16 protein-coding genes are annotated in these 18,595 nt (G+C 54.7%); 6 read left to right on the forward strand and 10 right to left on the reverse strand.

The window, feature by feature from the left end; genetic code table 11:
- The first annotated feature begins 25 nt into the window (after positions 1–25).
- The 4 genes from lepB to ACOSDM_RS15050 are packed head-to-tail and all read left to right on the forward strand — an operon-like array spanning position 26 to position 3,113.
- On the forward strand, positions 26–763 hold the full coding sequence (gene lepB / locus ACOSDM_RS15035) for a signal peptidase I (RefSeq protein WP_420725363.1): 738 nt from the start codon (positions 26–28) through the stop codon (positions 761–763).
- Positions 750–1,436: a ribonuclease III gene (gene rnc / locus ACOSDM_RS15040; RefSeq protein ID WP_420725364.1), complete on the forward strand. Its 687-nt coding sequence runs from the start codon at positions 750–752 to the stop codon at positions 1,434–1,436. Before lepB ends, rnc begins: the two co-directional genes overlap by 14 nt.
- Positions 1,426–2,373, forward strand: a complete 948-nt coding sequence (gene era, locus ACOSDM_RS15045) for a GTPase Era (RefSeq protein WP_420725365.1) — start codon at positions 1,426–1,428, stop codon at positions 2,371–2,373. Before rnc ends, era begins: the two co-directional genes overlap by 11 nt.
- On the forward strand, positions 2,373–3,113 hold the full coding sequence (locus ACOSDM_RS15050; RefSeq protein ID WP_420725366.1) for an RNA methyltransferase: 741 nt from the start codon (positions 2,373–2,375) through the stop codon (positions 3,111–3,113). Before era ends, ACOSDM_RS15050 begins: the two co-directional genes overlap by 1 nt.
- Before the next feature lie 132 nt (positions 3,114–3,245).
- On the opposite strand, the gene ACOSDM_RS15055 is transcribed toward ACOSDM_RS15050, so the two are convergent.
- Complete coding sequence (locus ACOSDM_RS15055) at positions 3,246–3,665, reverse strand: type II toxin-antitoxin system PemK/MazF family toxin (protein WP_420725367.1); 420 nt, start codon at positions 3,663–3,665, stop codon at positions 3,246–3,248.
- A 139-nt stretch (positions 3,666–3,804) separates the two neighbouring features.
- On the opposite strand from ACOSDM_RS15055, the gene speB reads away from it, so the two are divergent.
- A complete protein-coding gene (gene speB, locus ACOSDM_RS15060; protein ID WP_420725368.1) occupies positions 3,805–4,770 on the forward strand; it encodes an agmatinase in 966 nt (321 codons plus the stop codon).
- Positions 4,771–4,880: 110 nt separating this feature from the next.
- Here the strand turns inward: speB and tssA are convergent, their stop codons facing one another.
- From tssA to ACOSDM_RS15090, 6 genes are all read right to left on the reverse strand, one after another.
- A complete protein-coding gene (gene tssA / locus ACOSDM_RS15065; protein WP_420725369.1) occupies positions 4,881–6,107 on the reverse strand; it encodes a type VI secretion system protein TssA in 1,227 nt (408 codons plus the stop codon).
- A gap of 4 nt (positions 6,108–6,111) precedes the next feature.
- Positions 6,112–10,254, reverse strand: a complete 4,143-nt coding sequence (locus tag ACOSDM_RS15070; RefSeq protein ID WP_420725370.1) for a type VI secretion protein IcmF/TssM N-terminal domain-containing protein — start codon at positions 10,252–10,254, stop codon at positions 6,112–6,114.
- A gap of 11 nt (positions 10,255–10,265) precedes the next feature.
- Positions 10,266–11,258 (reverse strand): DotU family type IV/VI secretion system protein, encoded by a 993-nt coding sequence (locus tag ACOSDM_RS15075; protein ID WP_420725371.1) that lies wholly within the window; start codon positions 11,256–11,258, stop codon positions 10,266–10,268.
- A gap of 9 nt (positions 11,259–11,267) precedes the next feature.
- Entirely contained in the window at positions 11,268–12,620 is a 1,353-nt protein-coding gene (tssK, locus tag ACOSDM_RS15080; protein ID WP_420725372.1) for a type VI secretion system baseplate subunit TssK, read from the reverse strand.
- 114 nt (positions 12,621–12,734) lie between these two features.
- A complete protein-coding gene (locus ACOSDM_RS15085; RefSeq protein ID WP_420725373.1) occupies positions 12,735–13,259 on the reverse strand; it encodes a hypothetical protein in 525 nt (174 codons plus the stop codon).
- A gap of 2 nt (positions 13,260–13,261) precedes the next feature.
- A complete protein-coding gene (locus tag ACOSDM_RS15090; RefSeq protein WP_420725374.1) occupies positions 13,262–14,392 on the reverse strand; it encodes an SPOR domain-containing protein in 1,131 nt (376 codons plus the stop codon).
- 377 nt (positions 14,393–14,769) lie between these two features.
- Here ACOSDM_RS15090 and ACOSDM_RS15095 point away from each other — a divergent pair, with 377 nt between their 5' ends.
- Entirely contained in the window at positions 14,770–15,975 is a 1,206-nt protein-coding gene (locus ACOSDM_RS15095) for an NADH:flavin oxidoreductase/NADH oxidase family protein (protein ID WP_420725375.1), read from the forward strand.
- Between the two features lie 3 nt (positions 15,976–15,978).
- Here ACOSDM_RS15095 and ACOSDM_RS15100 read toward each other — a convergent pair whose 3' ends face one another.
- The 3 genes from ACOSDM_RS15100 to ACOSDM_RS15110 form a co-directional block, all read right to left on the reverse strand.
- Positions 15,979–16,272 (reverse strand): PAAR domain-containing protein, encoded by a 294-nt coding sequence (locus ACOSDM_RS15100; RefSeq protein WP_420725376.1) that lies wholly within the window; start codon positions 16,270–16,272, stop codon positions 15,979–15,981.
- A gap of 90 nt (positions 16,273–16,362) precedes the next feature.
- On the reverse strand, positions 16,363–17,538 hold the full coding sequence (locus tag ACOSDM_RS15105; protein ID WP_420725377.1) for a sensor histidine kinase: 1,176 nt from the start codon (positions 17,536–17,538) through the stop codon (positions 16,363–16,365).
- Between the two features lie 157 nt (positions 17,539–17,695).
- Positions 17,696–18,583, reverse strand: coding sequence for a toxin-antitoxin system YwqK family antitoxin (locus ACOSDM_RS15110; protein ID WP_420725378.1), 888 nt, complete (start codon positions 18,581–18,583; stop codon positions 17,696–17,698).
- Between the last annotated feature and the right edge of the window lie 12 nt (positions 18,584–18,595).

Raw genomic sequence — 18,595 nt, forward strand, 5'->3', positions numbered from 1 at the left:
CGCAGCACAGACAAGGCGCGCACCAATGAAAACAGATGTCACAGAAAAAGGCAGCTTTAAGGACCGCATTGCGCCTTATTGGGAAACGGTAAAGACCCTGTTCTGGGCGGCCGTTATTGCCATCGGGTGCCGGGTATTTGCGTATGAACCTTTCAACATCCCATCCGGCTCGATGCTGCCGACCTTGAAGATTGGTGACTATCTGTTCGTATCGAAATTCTCTTATGGGTATGGGATGTATTCCTTCCCCTTCAGCCCGGTTTCTTTTTCGGGTCGCATTCTGGAAGACGCCCCTGAACGCGGTGATGTTGCAGTCTTTCGCAAGCCCACCGAAACCGATATCGACTATATCAAGCGTATTATCGGGCTGCCGGGCGATACCATTCAAGTGATCAATGGTGTGCTGCATATCAATGGCGAGGCCGTGAAGCGCCGCCAGATCGAAGACTATGTGCCGGAAAATGAAGAGCGCATGAGAACCCGCGTCACCCATTATCTGGAAACGCTGCCCAATGGCGTTGAACATGATATCATTGAGGATATGGGGGACCGGGGTCGACTGGATAATACGCCGGAATATGTCGTGCCCCCTGGCCATTATTTCGCCATGGGCGATAACCGCGACCATTCGCAAGACAGCCGTGTCCTAAGTCAGGTCGGTTTCATTCCCATTGAAAATTTCATCGGGAAGGCGACAATCATATTCTTCTCCTGGGGTGAGTCGGGCCCCCGTTTCGACCGGTTTTTCGATGTCATCAAGTGACGCCGATTTCAAAGCCCTGGAACAGCGCCTGGGCCATGTTTTCAGCAACAAGCGACTGCTGGATCGCGCCCTGACCCATCGCAGCGCAGGAGCGCTGGCAGAAGGCAGCTACGAACGCCTGGAATTTCTGGGGGACCGGGTCCTGGGCCTGATCGTCGCCGATATGCTGTTGCAACGGTTTCCAAAAGATCCGGAAGGACATCTGTCCCGACGGTTCAATGCACTGGTGCGCCGGGAAACTCTGGCGGATGTGGCGCGGGACTTAAATCTGGGCGGCGAAATTCGGTTCGGGCAATATGAAGAAGCCGATGGGGCGGACAACCCCGCCATCCTGTCGGATGTGTGCGAAGCCCTGATTGCCGCAATGTATCGCGATGCGGGGCTGGAAACGGCCCGCGCCTTTATCCTGCGCAATTGGGAGAAACGGTTGGAAGCCGATCCAACCCCGCCGCGCGATGGAAAATCTGCGCTGCAGGAATGGACCATGGCGCGTGGACTTGGTTTGCCGCATTATGAAGAGGTCTCGCGCAGCGGACCGGATCATGCCCCGATCTTTACCATGCGGGTGACGATCCCCAAACATGGATCGGCCCAGGCTGAAGGTCGGATCAAACGGCATGCGGAACAATCTGCTGCCGAACAGTTACTGGAAAGTCTGAAGAATGACGGATGACGTCACCCAATTGCCGGAAGATCACGACAGCCCTGTCGATATGACAGAGACCCGCGCTGGCTTTGTCGCCATCATCGGGGCCCCTAATGCTGGGAAATCAACCCTGGTCAATGAACTGGTCGGGGCCAAGGTATCCATCGTCACCCATAAGGTGCAAACAACCCGCACCCGCATTCTGGGCATCGCACTGCGCGGCGCGACACAGGTCGCCTTTGTCGATACGCCGGGTATCTTCAAGCCCAAGGGTCGCCTGGATCGCGCCATGGTGTCCGCCGCCTGGCAAGGGTCTCAGGATTCTGATGCGACGGTCCTGCTGATCGACAGTGTGATTGGCATGAATGACGAAGTGGAAGCGATCTTGAAAGGCCTGGAACAGGCTGGACGTAAGGCCATTCTGGCGCTGAACAAAATTGATCTGGTAAAGCGTGACAGCCTGCTGATGCTGGCGGATCGCCTGAACAAGACCGGGCAATTTACAGAGATTTTCATGATTTCCGCGACAAAATCCGATGGCACGGAAGACCTGATCAACCATGTTGCAGGCATGATGCCCAAGGGACCATGGCTGTTCCCCGAAGATCAGTTATCCGATATGCCGCAGATGCTGTTGGCCGCAGAGGTTACGCGCGAAAAGCTGTTTATCAACGTGCACCAGGAATTGCCCTATGCGCTGACTGTGGAAACGGAAAGTTACGACATCAAGAAAGATGGCTCGATCCGTATTCAACAGGTAATCTATGTACAGAGAGAGAGCCAACGATCCATTATTCTGGGCAAGAATGGCAGCAAGGTGCGCACCATTGGCACCGCAGCACGCGAAGAACTGTCCGAGATGTTTGAGACCCCTGTGCATCTATTTATCTATGTGAAGGTCCGAGACCGCTGGCAGGAAGACCCTGAACGGTATCGCGTCTGGAATCTGGATTTTCAGGCCTGATGACTGCGCCCGCCGTCATACTGATCGACCCGCAACTGGGGGAAAATATTGGCATGTGCGCCAGGGCCATGCTGAATTGCGGCCTGACGGATTTGCGCCTTGTGCGCCCCCGGGATGGGTGGCCCAACCAAAAGGCTCAGGATGCCTCTGCAGGGGCGCAGGACGTTGTTGATCATGCTCAGGTGTTTCATACGACCGAAGAGGCTGTTGCGGATCTGACACGGATCTATGCCACGACCGGGCGTACCCGCGAATTGCTGGAATATGTCCTGACCCCCCGTGCTGCGGCTGAAGATATGCGCACAGCGACCGCCAGCAGCCTGCATCGCACGGGTGTGCTGTTCGGGGGGGAGCGGTCGGGCCTGACCAATGATGATGTCGCCAAGGCAGATGCGATTATTCGTGTGCCGCTGAACCCTGATTTTCGATCCTTGAACCTGGCCCAGGCGGTTCTGTTAATCGGTTATGAATGGTTTACAGCCGGGGACCAGACCCCCAGTGAAACCCGTGATATCCGGGATGCCCGCCCCGCCACCCAGAACGAGGTAGAGATATTCATCGAACGGCTGGGCAGAGGTCTGGATGAAGGCAGCTTTTTTCGTTCCGTTGAAATGCGCCCGACCGTCATGCGCAACATCCGCCTGATGTTCCAACGCACCCAATTGACCGATCAGGATGTCCGCACCCTGCATGGCATAACAGAATCCCTGCGCCGCGCAGGCCCAGAACGGAAACAGTGACCGAAAACACAAAACCCCGCTCGCGCGGGGCTTTGGGACATAGTCACTCTAGGTTGCCAATGACTTGTCATCGCCGTTTTGACAACCTGCCTAGTAATCTAGGTCTTAAAGCCCGAAATCCGGGTACGCACATTATATAACCTTCATTTCATCAGGTATCAAGTGCCCCATCCCCAGACCATGCAATACTCCGGCTCTTACATGGTTCAAATCTTTCTTAGAAGCAACGGGGGTTAACCATTTCCGACGCCCAACTTTAAAGCTGTTCAACCGCCAAAGACCAATATTCATAATCATATCGCATTTCGCCCAACACGGTTTCTCATCATCTTCATTTGGGTGGTAATTCTTAGATAGTTGGACAACAAACTTTAAGGTATGGCGAGGTGGTGATGTACTGATTGGAACGATTGTCACAATTTCGCTGCGATAGGGTAAACGGGGCGAAACAACTATTACCGGTCTTATCTTGATCATTTCTGGTGCCTGAAAGTCTTTAAAGTCACAGACTAATATTTGACCTGCCCGTGGATAAAACTGAATCGTCATCATACAACCTTAAGCAATTTAATTACGAATATGACAATTACTTTAATCAGTCCAGATTGAAATTAGGATCTGCATATGACGCGTTCATGCTTTTCATAGGTCAAGCCCCCAGCCTAAGATACCCTGTTACAGGAGGATAAGTATGGCAAAGAATGGGTATGAAGGTGGGCGGTTGAACCTGCCATTCGTTGGGCATTGTACCTTTGGCAAGCAACCTGTCTGTCTGGATTGGGATGCGATTGATGCCGATATTGCCGTGCTGGGGGCGCCCTTCGATATGGGAACCCAGTATCGCGCCGGGGCACGTTTCGGACCGCGCGGCATCCGCGAGGCATCCACCCTGTTTTCATTTGGTCATGGCGGCGCATACGATTTTGAAGATGACGTCACCTATCTGCCTGTTGATAAGGTGCGCATGGTCGATATTGGCGATGCCGATATCGTTCACACCGACACGATCCAAAGCCACGACAACATAGAATATGGCGTGCGCAAAATTTTGAAGGCAGGCGCTCTGCCCGTGGTTCTGGGGGGCGATCATTCTGTCCATATTCCCTGTATTCGGGCCTTCGATGACCAGGAGCCTGTTCATATTGTCCACATTGACGCCCATCTGGATTTCGTCGACGAACGCCATGGCGTGCGTTATGGCCATGGCAATCCCTTGCGCCGCGCGTCTGAAATGAACCATGTGACCGGCTTTACCCAGCTTGGCATTCGCAATGTCTCCTCTTCAAATCGGGGTGATTACGACGCCGCGCGGCGGGCAGGGTCCACCATTCTATCGGTCCGTCACTGCCGCGACCTGGGGCGCGATGGCGTTCTGGCAAAGATTCCACAGGGAAAACGATACTATCTGACCATCGATATCGATGGATTCGATCCCTCCATCGCGCCTGGCACGGGAACGCCCAGTCATGGCGGGTTCTTGTATTATGAGGTTTTGGAAATCTTACAGGGATTAACGCAAATGGGCGACGTTGTGGGGATTGATCTGGTGGAAGTCGCGCCGGATTATGACCATAGCGGATCGACCGCCTTTCTGGCCGCCCAGCTGCTGATGAATGTACTGGGCTTCATTTTCCACGCCAAAGGGAAGTCCGCTTAGAGCAAATCCCGAGCAAACGGAATCGTTTGCGACGACGTATTTGCTGAAAAAAGGTATGGTTAGAGTATTATGTGTGAGCTCATGCGAACGCATGATGCTCTAATTTACCTTTACTCTTTCTTCTTCCCCATCGCATCCAATCCCAGCAGGCGCAGCACCCGCTGGTGATCCCCCCCACCTTCGACCAGTTCGAACAGCAATTCGCCAAAGCTCATATTTCCCCAGGCGACGGCGCGTTTCACGAGATAGGGAACGGGGCTGTGCGGTTCCGCCTTTATCAGATAGTCCGCCGCCTCCCCAAGGCGTTTATAGGCCTCTGCGCGGCTTTGAATCGGTCCTGCCGACACTTGCCGGGCGGCAGCCTGTGGGGCCTGGGTCATGACATTTCCCTCCTGCGTCAGGTCATCACTCGCCTGTATATCAACAGCGTCGTCTGGCATTTCTGGCATATCTTCAGGATCGCCCGGCAGAGTGCCGCCCTTGGCTTCCATCCAATTGCGCGCGCGGGTCTCAATATCCTGCAATACGGTGCGAATGCGTGTCAGAGATGGCGCATCCTTGGGGCAATGTTCCTCCAGGAACAGGTCCAGCCGCTCCAGTTCCCCCAGACAGGCCTCAGTCACGGGAACCAGATCGATGTAATAGTCTACCGGCGTTGAATCGACAGCCGCATCAAACTGAGCCCGCGTCGCATAGCGTTTCTGTTCCCGTGCCGCTGCTTTTGCATCGCGCTGATGCAGGTTTTCAAGCCGCAGCACATCTTCCCAATCCTTCAGGCGCATGGGGTGAACATCCCCGGATGTCGGCTCGGTCACCGGCACAAGGCGCAGCAGGATTGCAAATTGATCCGACGCCCAGCGCAGCGGTCCAAGGCGATAGTCCAAATCCCCATCTTCATCGATTTTAGGATGAATATCGCGCCAATACTCCTCACACAGGCTGGATGTCAGATCCAGGCCCCGCCTGAATCCGCGCAGTCCCTCAATATGGGTCCAGGCTTCCGTTAGCCACAATGCGAGATGCAGATCCTTGCTTTTTGTCGCCAGCGCGTCTTCGCACAGTCTTGCGACCGCGGGCCAGTCTGCGCGTTTAACATCTGTTTCCCAAACACCCTGCGGCAGGTTTGGATCCTCATCCCGCCGGGCGTCCCGCACAGCATCAAAAGTCCCCTCATACCGCAGGCTGGGCCCACAAGGGTCATCCACCGCCAGTGGCGCCAGCAGATCTTCTGCAGGGCCATCTTCAACGACAGCAGGCGGCGGGGTCACCGGCTTGTCTGTCCCGGCACCCTCATCATCCAAAGCGTCCTGTTCTTCCAAGGCAGGCGTTCCAGTCATCGCATCAGGGCTCCAACTGCGGGGCTTCAAAAGGAAATGGCGTAATCAACAGCGGCACGGGCTGTCCTTCTTTCAGACCGGAAATCTCAACCCGCAAAAACACCGTTGCCGTTTCAATCGCCCCCCCGGCCGTCGGGCGGGTGGGAATATCGATCCTGAGGGTATGCGGGCGTGGGTCGATAAAGTCTGCAAAATCATTTGAACCTGAGCGGTGACGCCGCACCAAATCTATCAAGGACCAGATATTAGCATAGGTTATCGTAACCGTCCGCCCCTGAACTTGAATTTGGGGGCGCCCAACCGCGGCGGCTGGAATGCGCGTTGAATTTTCTGCCCAGCGCAAGGTCAGAGAAATCGGCTCCCCCAAGGACCATCGCAGTGTCTTCTTCTCACCGCGCAAAGTGGTTGCGTCCGGGCCTACCGCGAACTGCCAATCAATAATCTGATCGCCGCCGACTTCACGATCTCGGTTGACCCGGAACGCGACATCCAGATTAAAGGACGGGGAGTCTTCCCGATTGGCCGAAGACAGCCAGGGGTCGAAGAAAGCACGGATGCGATCCATCCGAGTAATGAACTCCAGCGCTTGATCTCGTCCAAATCCCAGGTCATCGGCCTGTTCCAACGCCAAACGGGCATTCTGGACATCCCTGTCATAGGCCGCAAAGAATGTACGCAAATCCCTGAGGCTGGCTTCCCGCATATCCGATTCAAACGGGGTCAATGTGAACGGATATCGCCCGGCCAATCCATCATCGAAACTATCAGCAATGGCGGTATAGGCGCTTTGCGCCTGCACCCCGGCCAGGGCCAGACACCGGGCACGGATGCCCCGACTTAGCATATTGATGCGTTCAACAAAGAAATCAGCCTGACGCGCATTGATCGTCGCGCCGTCCAATGTCTCACTGCAATTGGCGAAGGTGACATCCATCATTGGGCCCGTGATGAAACGTTCAAGATCCGAGACGGTATTATCTGCCTGCTGCAGGTCATACTTGGTCAATTCATCAATGATGCCTGTCCAGCGGGACAGAAGCCCCTGTTCCTGATCCGACAGATTGGCATTCAATGCATTCAGGAAATCGGCAACTGGTTTCACATAGCCAGTCGCAATGATGGAAATCCGACCCCGCTGTTGCGCCAGGATATCGCGTAAGCCAAAGACGTCGCGCGCCCGGAAGGCCTGTAACGCCATATTGGGATCCCCACGCCACCAATCAAAGTCTCCCCCCTGCGGCACGTATAGCGAACTGGAATTAAACAAAGAATCCGCCGCCTGTATCAATGCAATAGCGCTGCTGGTGCTGAGATCCAGCAAGTCCAGATAACTGTCTTCCAGCCCCAGGTCGTCATAGACGCCCAATATCTGCCGCAAGGCCGACCCTGCTGAATTGAAGGTAACGACCGCCCGCCGCAAAGATTCCTCGGATTGCAGTGAGGTGCTGGACCGACCACGCGGCACCACCATTGCCGCCGCGATCCGATCATTTACATGGCGTTCCAGACTATGCCCACCGGCCGTGCGCAACAGCGGGTGCAACGCCCGTGGGACACGATCCATTTCTGATGCTATGAATTTATCATAGTCATCAATGAAGGCTATCCCCTCCTCCAGCGCGCCCGCATCCCATTCAATGGCGCTGCCAAGTGACGGCGGAGCGGGCATCGCCTGGAACCGCCCGTCCCGCATAAACGGTTGCTGATACAGGCTTTCCAGAACGCTGTAGAAGTCCAGGATTGTCGGAGACAACCGCAGCACGGTTCTGTCACCATCCCGTGCCAGAATAGGCCCAATAGAAACGGATCTCAGATCTGGCAATTCCTGCTGTAATGTCTTCAATCCGCTTTTGTTCGCCGCATCAAACGCCGCTGCCAGATCGGCCCCCAGAACCTGAGATCCCCCAATGCGTTCCTGCAAATCAGCATAGGCAATGGTTGGGTCAAATGCCGGGTCATCCATCCAAGTATATTTCGGATCATCTAACCAGGCGCGGATTGTCTTAATCTGATTAAAAACACGATCCAATTCGCCCAGACCCGCGGTTCTGCTGTTTGCGGCATCGTCCAATGTCTGGGCAAGGTCCCGCAACTTGATCATCAGGGCATTTTTCGAATACAGCGAAACCACAGCCTTATCCATCAATTCCCGATACTTTGCCTGCATATCACGTTGATAGGCATCCAGCGGAATTGTCCGATAATTTGCGCCACTCAGCGCTTCAGAATAAAAGTCTGAATTCTCCAGGAAGCTTTCCGGCAGACGCACCTGGAATAGGTACGATACCAACCGGCGCACATCTTCCAGATCATTGGTTTCACTGAGTTGGTTGTAACGATTGATCGCCGATTCAAAATCGCGAACGGATCCAACATACCGCCGCAATAGCTCAAATTCTTCACTGCGCGGTGTTTCATTGTTTAACAGCGCGGAAGCCCCTGACGGCAGATTAGATCGCATTTGCAGAGTGCCCGTAGACGCGCCTTCCGGCGGCAAACGACCATTGCCGATAGACTGGCCCCGCTCGTCCAGAGCAGCCCCCATTGACTGTAGTATGAATAAATTAAATGCGGTTGTGGTGACGTTGGTCACGCGGCTATCAACATCCGCGAGGAAAGACGACGGCATCAGAATAGAGAAGAAAGACCCGGTTTTAAGGGCTGCCATTCCCTCCAACAAACGCAAGGCACGTTCACGGTTAAAGCTGCCCACAGGATTATCAGACGGATTGGCTCGGTTTGCGGCTTGAACGCTGTCTATATCCTGTCCAACCTGTTCAATAAACGGTGTGACGGTTGCAACATCCTGATGCATATCCGTGTGCAGCAACCACAGTGAAAATGCCCCTAAGACAACAACGGCGATTGAGGCCGCTTGCGCTGTCGTCGCTATTTTATTGCTGTGAATCAGAGTCCGTTTAACCGGGCGCGCCATGTTCTTTTCAGGAAAAATCTTGGTCTCGAACAAGTCCTGCAAAAATACCGGATAAGCCGCCCGCGCCCGGGGGCCGCCATAGACCCCGGACAAAACAGGTACCGGGCGATCAACGACCAAATCTTCCATGCCGCTATCCCCGGTGAACCAGATCCCGCGGGGAGAAAAACTTTCGTGATACGTGCTGGGCTTGAACAATTGCCGCAAGTACAGCCGCATCGGCTCCCGCAGCCCTTCAAAGGAAGCCGGCAATTGGTAGATATCTTCGGCGGCCGCAGGGTCGCCCGTCATGGCAAAGATTTCCATCTGCGCCGCCTGTAACCCCTGCCCGACCGTTTCGACCGCCTCGTCGACCCAGCTTTCACGAAATTCTGTATCGAAACTGTACGGGCTGGCCCACCCCAGCATATCAGCCAGGCTGTGATCCGGCAGTTCTGATACCAAGGCCTGAAACCCCGGCAGACGATCCATCTTCGTGACAATCACATAGACCGGGAAGGCAAGACCAAGACGGGCCTGTGCCTGCCACAATTTCTTGTAAATCGCATCGGCGCGCTGGGTGATATCCTCCGGCGGTCGCACCGCGCCCTGGTCATCCAGGAAATCTTCTATCGGAATGGTCAGGATGATACCATCTGCCGGACGGCGGGGTCGATACCGATCCAGAAACCCCAGAAAATTGCGCCATGCCTTAGAATTGGATCCACGCCCATCGCGTTGCCGCACCAGGGTTCCTGCCATATCCAGCACGACACCGCGGTCAAAAAACCACCATTTACAGGCCGGGCGCAGATCTTCGAAATCTTCTGCGGGCTGACCTACAGGCAGGTCCATGCCGGTATGGGCGATCAGGGTGGATTTTCCCGATCCTTCCGGCCCCAGCATCAGATACCAGGGGATCGCATAACGCCAATCACGGCCAGAAACGTGATTGCGCAGAATTTTTAGCGCATGTTTGAAGCTTTTTCGCATTGGCAGAAGCGGCAGGTCTTCCGGCTCTGCGGCGAAAGGCTGATAATCCGGATCTTCATCCAGATGCCGGGGCGAATCCTCCTCTGCGCCAGCCGCCTTTTTGGAATTGCGCGTCTTGCGAACCACAAACAGCAGGGCGCCGATCAGGATAAAGGATATTACGATCAGGAACCCGACGATCCCCGGCAAATAAGGCGTCAGTCGATAGAGTAAGTCGCGGATGAAATCCAGCCAGCTCATCTGCCCCGCCCCTAACCACCGGCGCGATCAAGCGCCTCAAGCAAAGGCGCTAGCGCATCGTTGAAAATGAAATGGGCGGTGATGCTGTACAGCGCGACAACACCAACAAACAGCCAGACCCATCGACCCGGTGAGGGCAACAAGCGCGCCAGGGTGCTCATCTGTGTGTGCTGATAGGCTTCTGGTGCCAGACGATGGCTGGGATCTGGTAGGTTTGGGCGTTTTTGATAGATGTAATAGTAAAGCTGCTTGCGATATTCCGAGATCCGGGCTTCATCCCGCCCTCCGGCATAGCGCCCCCGAAACCCAAATGTCAGCGCCAGCAGATATACAATGGCGATTTCAGCTTGCACCCGATCCCCGGTTTTCAGCAGCTTTTCCATGCGCTTAAAGAAAGCATCCCCGGCATTGTAGGTTTCAAACAACCGGGTCTCCAGCAAGTCATTGCGCCAGAAATCGCGCCCGGGCCAATCCAGCGTTAAAAAAATCTCATCCGCCAGCGCCGCCATGACATATTGCGCTTCGCGATAATACAAAACGCCGTATTCCCCGCCGCGACGACCTGCCTCCAAGGCTTGCATCTCCAACAGAGTCTGCAAGCGTCTCAGCGCCTCTTCCGCTTTTAATCCGACGCCATGGTGATCCCTTTTTGATCCAGACAGTGCGTCGTCATCGTCTACCGGATGATCCTCCAGATCATAGTCTGGCGGCGCTGCCTCCCCCGGCAATGGAGGAGGTGCATTGAACCCTGGCAGAGGCGGTGGCTTCGGCCTGTTTGGATCATAGGCCATGGCCTCATCAAAACTGGGCAGCGCAGCGGTTCTTGCATGACCACTTAACAAGGCTTCTTCCCGCAGGGTTAGAACCTCATCATAAAACTCTCGAAACTGATCCAGAATATAGGCACCGGCCCCCCCGGCGGACGGACCACCACCCACACTGCTACCGCCAACGCCCGCATTGCGATGCGCCTTTGTCATGGGAGAAACAGGCTGAACAGCCATCGCCTGGCCTTACCTATCGTCGCCGGATGGATTTCGGACATACAGGACGATTTCCTGCGGCGGTTCCCGCCGACCCCGGTCACCAGACAGGATGGACAGTTTTTCGCCCGGAACGATGTCGTCGAAATTCACCTCGATTTTAAATAGCACCACACCCCGTGTCGGAACCACATCCAGCGCCTGTTCCCGATCGATACGATGGCGTGGCGCACCAAGGACGCGGCGTTCCCGCATTGGCTTGATCACAGAGTCCGATCCGACCAGCGCGACATCCATCCAGGCGATCACATCGGCTTCGGTCATTTCAGCCCGGGCCCGCACGCCAATCGTCAGGTCATCATCACACCATGCCGGATCAATCTTCAGGCTAAACACGCCATCGGCTTCTTCAAACGGAATGGCGGTATAGGCTTCAGACACACGGTCCAGCATCTGAATGACAAAATCACAGGCGGCCGAAAACGCCGCCTTTGGGTCATTATGATCATAGGATGGCAGCATCGGCGGCACCAGGGCCCCGCCCACGGCGGTCATATGCCCGACGATCTGGCACAAGCTCAGATACAACGGAAACGGATGACAGCGATCCGTCTTTAAGATCGCTTCGAACATCGGCAGACCAGCGACCAAACCATGGATCGCGGTCTGGGATTGCTGCAACATTGGCTTGTCGGTCTGGCCCAGCGGGGTACGCGCCCGTTCTGCAAGGAACATCGCCTTTTCGCGCAGGCGCGTTGCCACTGCCTGGCACATTTCCCCAATGGCGGAAACCCGCGTTATGCTCAGTTGCGCCGGGACAAAATTCGTCATTGTGAAGGCTTCTTCGCGCAGCATCAGACGCGCGATGGGAAAGCCAACATATTTCTGGGCCAGACTGTCTGTCAGATGCAACGACAAGCGGGGCTTCAGGCGCGGGATTGTCATTTCCCCCTCGCCGGTATGCTCATCAGAAATCGGCAGCCCTGGCACTTCCTGATAGCGGGGCAAATCCCCCCGTGTTGCACGCCCGCCCAGGCGGCGCACCGGCACGGCCAGGTAGATCGGCACAGGCTTGCCCATCAATTGCCCCTGTTGCTCAGACAGATCCAGTTCCAGGGGCACGTCATCGCCTTGAACATGACTGACGATCAGACCATCTGGTAGCACAGCTTCCAATTCCAGCACCCGGAAGATGCCGCTGACCAACTGCACCGGATCAACCTTCAGATGGCGAATACCCCAATGGAATGGGCTGCTGGTCGCGGTGTGATAGGCAATCAGTTCCTCACCACGCACTCCCAACTGCTGGAAATGCTGCGGTGCCAACAGCATGCCCTCATGCCACTGAATGGCATCCGGCAATTCTCGGGCGGATCGCGGCATTTCGATGTCCTTTCTGGCTCCCCTAGCCTGACGTCCAAGTCAGACAGTTAAGCAGTCCTAGATTCCTGTATCAAGGTCAAGGAATCCACCCCCGCTCCAGTGCAGGAGTCGGGGTTAATTGTCCGTATTAAAAGGACTGAGCGTAAAATCGTCACGGGCCAGGTCAATCCGGATGCCGACACCACTTTCCAGCCGTGCCCGATGTGCGCCCGGTGACAGATAATCCGCAAATACAAAAGCAGCCGTCGCATCATCCCCGGCGTCATTTGACAGCATGTCATCGGGCACCGTCCAGGGCGGCAAAACTGAGCTTGGCACAATCTCCCAACTCATCACGCTGATGCCCTTTGGGTAATCCAGCAAGAACTGACGCTTGCGATTGAACCAGTCCGATGCGGGCACCGCCTGCAAAACGTCTATAACCGTGGGGTCATAGACAAAAACCATATCCACTGCGGTCGCAGAAGACGTATTAGCATCCGCAGATGCCCGCACTTGAACGGTTTCCAACTGAAATACAGGTGCGCCACTGCCGCCGACCAGTCCACAGGCCGTCAAGGTCAACATCACCATTACAGAAAGCACTGCGCCAAAGCTCAACAACCGCGACTGGGCCGCCCCCACCATTGCCCCCATCACAATCAACCCGTCCCACGATTGGCGTGAACAAAGGTGACAATGCCAGCCGAACCACGCAGAGACTTAACCGCCTCCAGCGCTTCGGCCCGTGTTTGAAAAGCCCCGGCCCGCACATAGAAAAGCGGTGCGCCAGTCGCCCCTTGCTCTGCCACGATCCCGGCCTTTGCAGCCGATTGCAATTCACGAACCAAGGCAGCGGCATTTGATTTATCGCGAAATGCCCCGAATTGCAGGGAGTAGTTCCCCCCTGGGCCACCAAGGACCGATGTCTCCGCCGATGCCACATCAGACCGGGCGGGCTGGGATGGCTTTGCACCAGGATAGATAATCGTATCCGTCGCGATGGTCGCCATAGGTCCCGGCTGGCTGACAGAGGGCTGTAATGGTGTTTGCGGCGCAGTAAAAACTGGCTGAGGACTTTGCAGGGCCGTATCACGTGCGGATTCTGCAGCCGCGATTTCCGGCGAAGGCGCAAGCTGCTGATCCCGATTTGCCGTTGCTGATGTCACCAACCCTTCCGAAACGCGGGTCGTTTGTTGTGGGATCGTCGCGCGTGTTTCCTGCACCGATTGGGCCGCGGTATCGCCAATAGCGGCACCATCTTGCGGTACCGATGGCACTGGTTGGCTGGATTGTTGCGGCTGGCTGGGCAAAATCGCCAATTCCCCACCGGCATTTGGTTCCCCGAATATCAGCACCGCAGACAGGAACCCCGCAACAAATATAATAAACAAAGTGGCAATGCTGCCAGCAACAAGGGCGCTTACTGTACCGGGAGAAATCACCAGCCGCGGTGGCGCGGTATGGGTGATCTTGTGCGCATCTTCATACGCATCATCCCGATAGCTGCGGGGCTGGGGATCCATGTGCTCAAACAGTTTTGAAATGCTCAGACGCTCATGGGACGGCTTGCGCCAAACAGAAGCCTCTGCCCGACGATGATCGGGACCATTGGCAGGGTCAATCGTCCAGGTCTGTTGAGGAACGGTACCTGACGCAGTCGCATCGACGGCCGGACGCAACCCAGCATGACGCATCACGGGGTTTGTACGTCCCCGTCCGTCTACGTCCACAGGCAACCCAATGCGGGGGCCCGTGCGTCCAATTTGTCTGCCACCATATCTGCCGGTCATGGACGACCTTTCACGCTGAAACCCAAACAACTACAACATTTTGTACAAGGTCGTGCAGGGCATACAAAATACCCCCCGCACACCATCCATTGTAACATCCAGTGGATTCAAGGATCAAGAAAGGAAATGCAAGAAAAAACAAGTATTTATAGATCAATATATAGTGTTTGGTTTAAGGTTGAGTACAGTATATCCGATCCATAAAAAGAGCCCAAAGAGAACAAAATAGAGTCGTCCTGACGTTAAATCATTTCGGCAGGATTCATCTAACAATACTTAAGAAAGAGGCTGTCCTTGATGCCTTCGCAAATGGCGCAACACCCGCTAGTATGCCTGCACAGAAAAATCCCCTGCAGATCCCCCATCAAGGATATCCCATGCCGAACACTCAGGACGCGCTGTTCCGACCGCTTGAATTACCCTGTGGGGAAATTCTCAAGAACCGCATCGCAAAGGCTGCGATGTCTGACTCCCTTGGCGACGGTCAGGGCAATCCAACCAAGGAACAGATCCATTTGTATAACCGTTGGGCAAAAGGGGGACTGGGCCTGGCCATAATTGGGGAGGTACAGCCCACCCCGGATTATGCAGAGAAACCAGGAAACCTTGTTCTTGACCCAAACTCAAATCTGGACGATTTCGCAACGCTCGCTGCCCAAGGATCTGCCAACGGCGCAAAATTGTGGATACAGCTTGGCCATGCGGGCGCCATGGCACACCCACCGATCAGCGCGCCCAAAGGCCCTAGCGCGCTTAATATTCCCGGCCTGTCCTGTGAGGCCCTGACACTTGAGGAGATTGCGCGGCTGCCAGAGACGTTCGCACGCACCGCGCAACTGGCGCAAAAAGTTGGGTTTGGCGGGGTTGAGATCCATGCGGCCCACGGATTTCTGCTCAGCCAGTTTCTATCCCCGCTTTTCAACAAGCGTACCGATCGCTATGGCGGCAAGATTGAAAACAGGGTCCGTCTGATCTTGGAAATCCTTGAGGCGGTCCGCAACAAGGTTGGCCCTCGCTTACCAATCGGCATTAAGCTGAATGCGACAGATCAGCTTGAAGGGGGCCTGGATGGCGATGACGCGCTTAGCGTCATCACCGCGCTGGACCAGACCAGCATTGACTTGATTGAGATCAGCGGCGGGACCTATTTTCCAGGCGCGCGATCGGCATCCGACGCACCCGCACGTGGCCCCTATTTCCTGGATTTTGCCACCAGTGCCAGGCCCTTAACGCACAAGCCCCTGATGGTGACCGGCGGGTTTAAAACCCTGCAACAGGCCAAAGCCGCTGTTTCTGAATCAAAAGTTGATGTCATTGGCCTGGCCCGTGCCTTGGTCCTGGCGCCCACCCTGCCTAACAAATGGCGCGACGAGACACTAGAAACACCCGAATTTCCAAGATTTTCCAATCCCCCCGAAGGCGGTGTCACGGCATGGTACACGATGCGACTGACCGCCCTGGGAGAGGATCGGGAAGCCGAGATGGAAACCGACCTGCCATCGGCCATTCGCGCCTATGAGGCCAGAGACACTGCCCGCACCGCGTTGTGGAATTCTCATTTCCATCAGACCACCCCTAAATAGGGATCAGGCCAACAGAACCGTCGGCACAGGGACCACAATCGCCCCGCCATGGGAACAGGTATCGCCAACCCGCGACATAGGGATCCCCCCGCCCAGAACCGTCGGCGACCCCATCGCAACAGCATCGGGCGGACCGACACACACAGCCATGCTGCCCGGTCCAATCGCAGGCAAACCACCAACCAGAACGGTCGGACAGGACGGCGCAGAAACGGGACCGCCCACATGGGGAATCCCCGGCGGCGTCACCATCGGGCAAACATGCATGGCACTTAATGCAGCGGCGGGCATTCCCATGATAGATACCCCAGTTGATCAGAACTGATTTAGATTAAACCGCTTCGCCTCGTACGGAAAGGTCTGCTCACCGTCTGCCATGGACAGACCTCACACAGCCGTGGGCAACGTGAATCGGAATGTGGTTCCGCCATCCGGATTAGCCTCACACCAGATTTTGCCATTATGCCGTTCAACAATGCGTCGGCATGTGGCCAGGCCGATACCACTGCCTTCGATATCAACGGTCGGGTCAATGCGATAAAAGATTTCAAAAACCCTGGAATACTGACCTTCAGGGATACCCCGTCCATTATCAGCAATCGACACAGTGGTTTGCGCGCCCGACTGTTCCGCCGTGATACAAATTTCCGGTGCTTTTTCTGATCGATATTTCAGGGCATTTTCAATCAGGTTCTGGAATAGCAGCAACAACAGCGTTCGGTTCCCAACGATCTGGGTAGAGGTATCCTGATAATGCAGCGATGCCCCCAAATCCTGCAATTCAGCCGCCATGGTCGTGCGTAGATCAACGATAATCGATTGCAGAGAGACAATATCGGAACACGCAACATTCTGGTGCAGCTTGGAAAATTCATACAAATCCTGAATCATGTGATCCAAACGATCAATGCCGTCTACAATTATGGTCATATAGGCGGCTCTCTTTTCACTGGATTCAACTGCATCCGTCAGAAGTAACTCACTGTATCCTTTTACATAATTAATCGGATTGCGCAGATCATGCGATACCGTCCCGGCAAAAGAATCCAGCTCCTTGTTGCTTATTTCCAAACGTTTTGCGTAGTCAGCCTGGTCTTGCTGTGCGCGTTCGCGCATTCTGATTTCTTCAGTTAGTTGATGGTTTAACTGAATCAATTCCGCTGTACGATCAGCGACGCGCTGTTCCAAATCATCCCGGGCCAGCCGAAGATTCTGCTCCGCCTCCCGCCGCTCTTCGACCTCACGCCGCAAGGATTCATTGGCACGCCGATGGGTCTCCGGTGACGGCAGCGCCAATGCCTTGGGAATTACGACCCAGATCATCACGGCGGTTAAAACCGATACCAGCGCCGTCACAAATTTCGCGGTCGCCTGCAATTCGTAAATCGGGATCCATAATGTCACAAGATCCGTGACATGTGTAATGCCACACCAAAGGATAAAGAGAATGAATAGATTCGCGACCCATTTAAATTCCAGGTCCTGACGCTCTTTAACAAAATACATAATGCCCAGCGGAATCGAAAAATACGAGAAGGCTATAACGGCGTCTGACCCCGCCATCGTTGCCAACAATGACGAGTTTTCTGCCAAGCAGATAGAATGCGGCAGATAACGATCTATCGAAAAGAGATCCCACATAGGCTTTTAGCCCTCAAGCAACAACCAAGGCGCTAATAGCTTATATGTTTAACTGGTTAAATTTTACTTAATGCTTAAATCAATCGTCGTTTGACTCATCTTTCTCACGATGTCCAAACCGGGTTTTTTCCAGCTTTGCAGAAACCGGCTCCCCTTCCTGGAACTGTTGGCGCGCCACTTCCTTACCCTTATGGTTGTATTCAATGGTCCAGCCATGCAACAGATCACCCTTAAAGGGACTTTCTTTTAAAATCGTGCCATTTGGCATCATGTCCACGGCAACACCGTCCAGTTTCCCTGCAAAAAAAGTCTCACGTCGTACGACATTGCCTTCCATATCATAATAGCGGGCTTCGCCGTGTTTTTTGCCATCCTTATAAGGAATTTTTGCCATCGGTTTATTGGTGGGTGAATAGGTGGTCAGCCAGCCATTCTGCAGATCATTGTGAAATTCTACATCCATCAGGCGGCGGCCCTTTTCGTAGAAGGTGGACAAGCCTTCTTTTCGTCCACGGTGAAACGGAACGGTTTGCTGAACATCCCCATTTTCGTCAAAAAACACCGTTTCACCATGGACATAGCCATCCACATAGATCGTGCGCTGCTTTAACTGTCCATTCTTATAGAATTCAGTCGGACCATTTAGAACACCATGGGTAAAATGGTGCCGTGCCGTGACCTGCCCTTGATTGTATTCGGTATATTCGCCGTGTAGTTTGCCATTGTGATGGGTCGACAGTTGCGACAACTCGCCGTCTTTATAGAAGCGGTTTTCGCCATGCAGCACACCGGCTTTGAAGGTGCCCTGCTGCGTTATAACACCGTCCTGATAGAACCGCGCCTCGCCATCAATTTTACCATCGGCAATAGTATATTCCGCCTTGGGATTCCCGGCCTTGTCGCGATCAATGTAAATCCCGTCCTTGGGTTGCGGGCCGGTTTTTTGCGCAGCAGCTGCGTCGGTCATCAGATGCGATCC

Origin of the sequence: Hwanghaeella sp. LZ110 (assembly GCF_048892525.1) — a bacterium.
Lineage (GTDB): Bacteria > Pseudomonadota > Alphaproteobacteria > UBA8366 > Aestuariispiraceae > Pacificispira.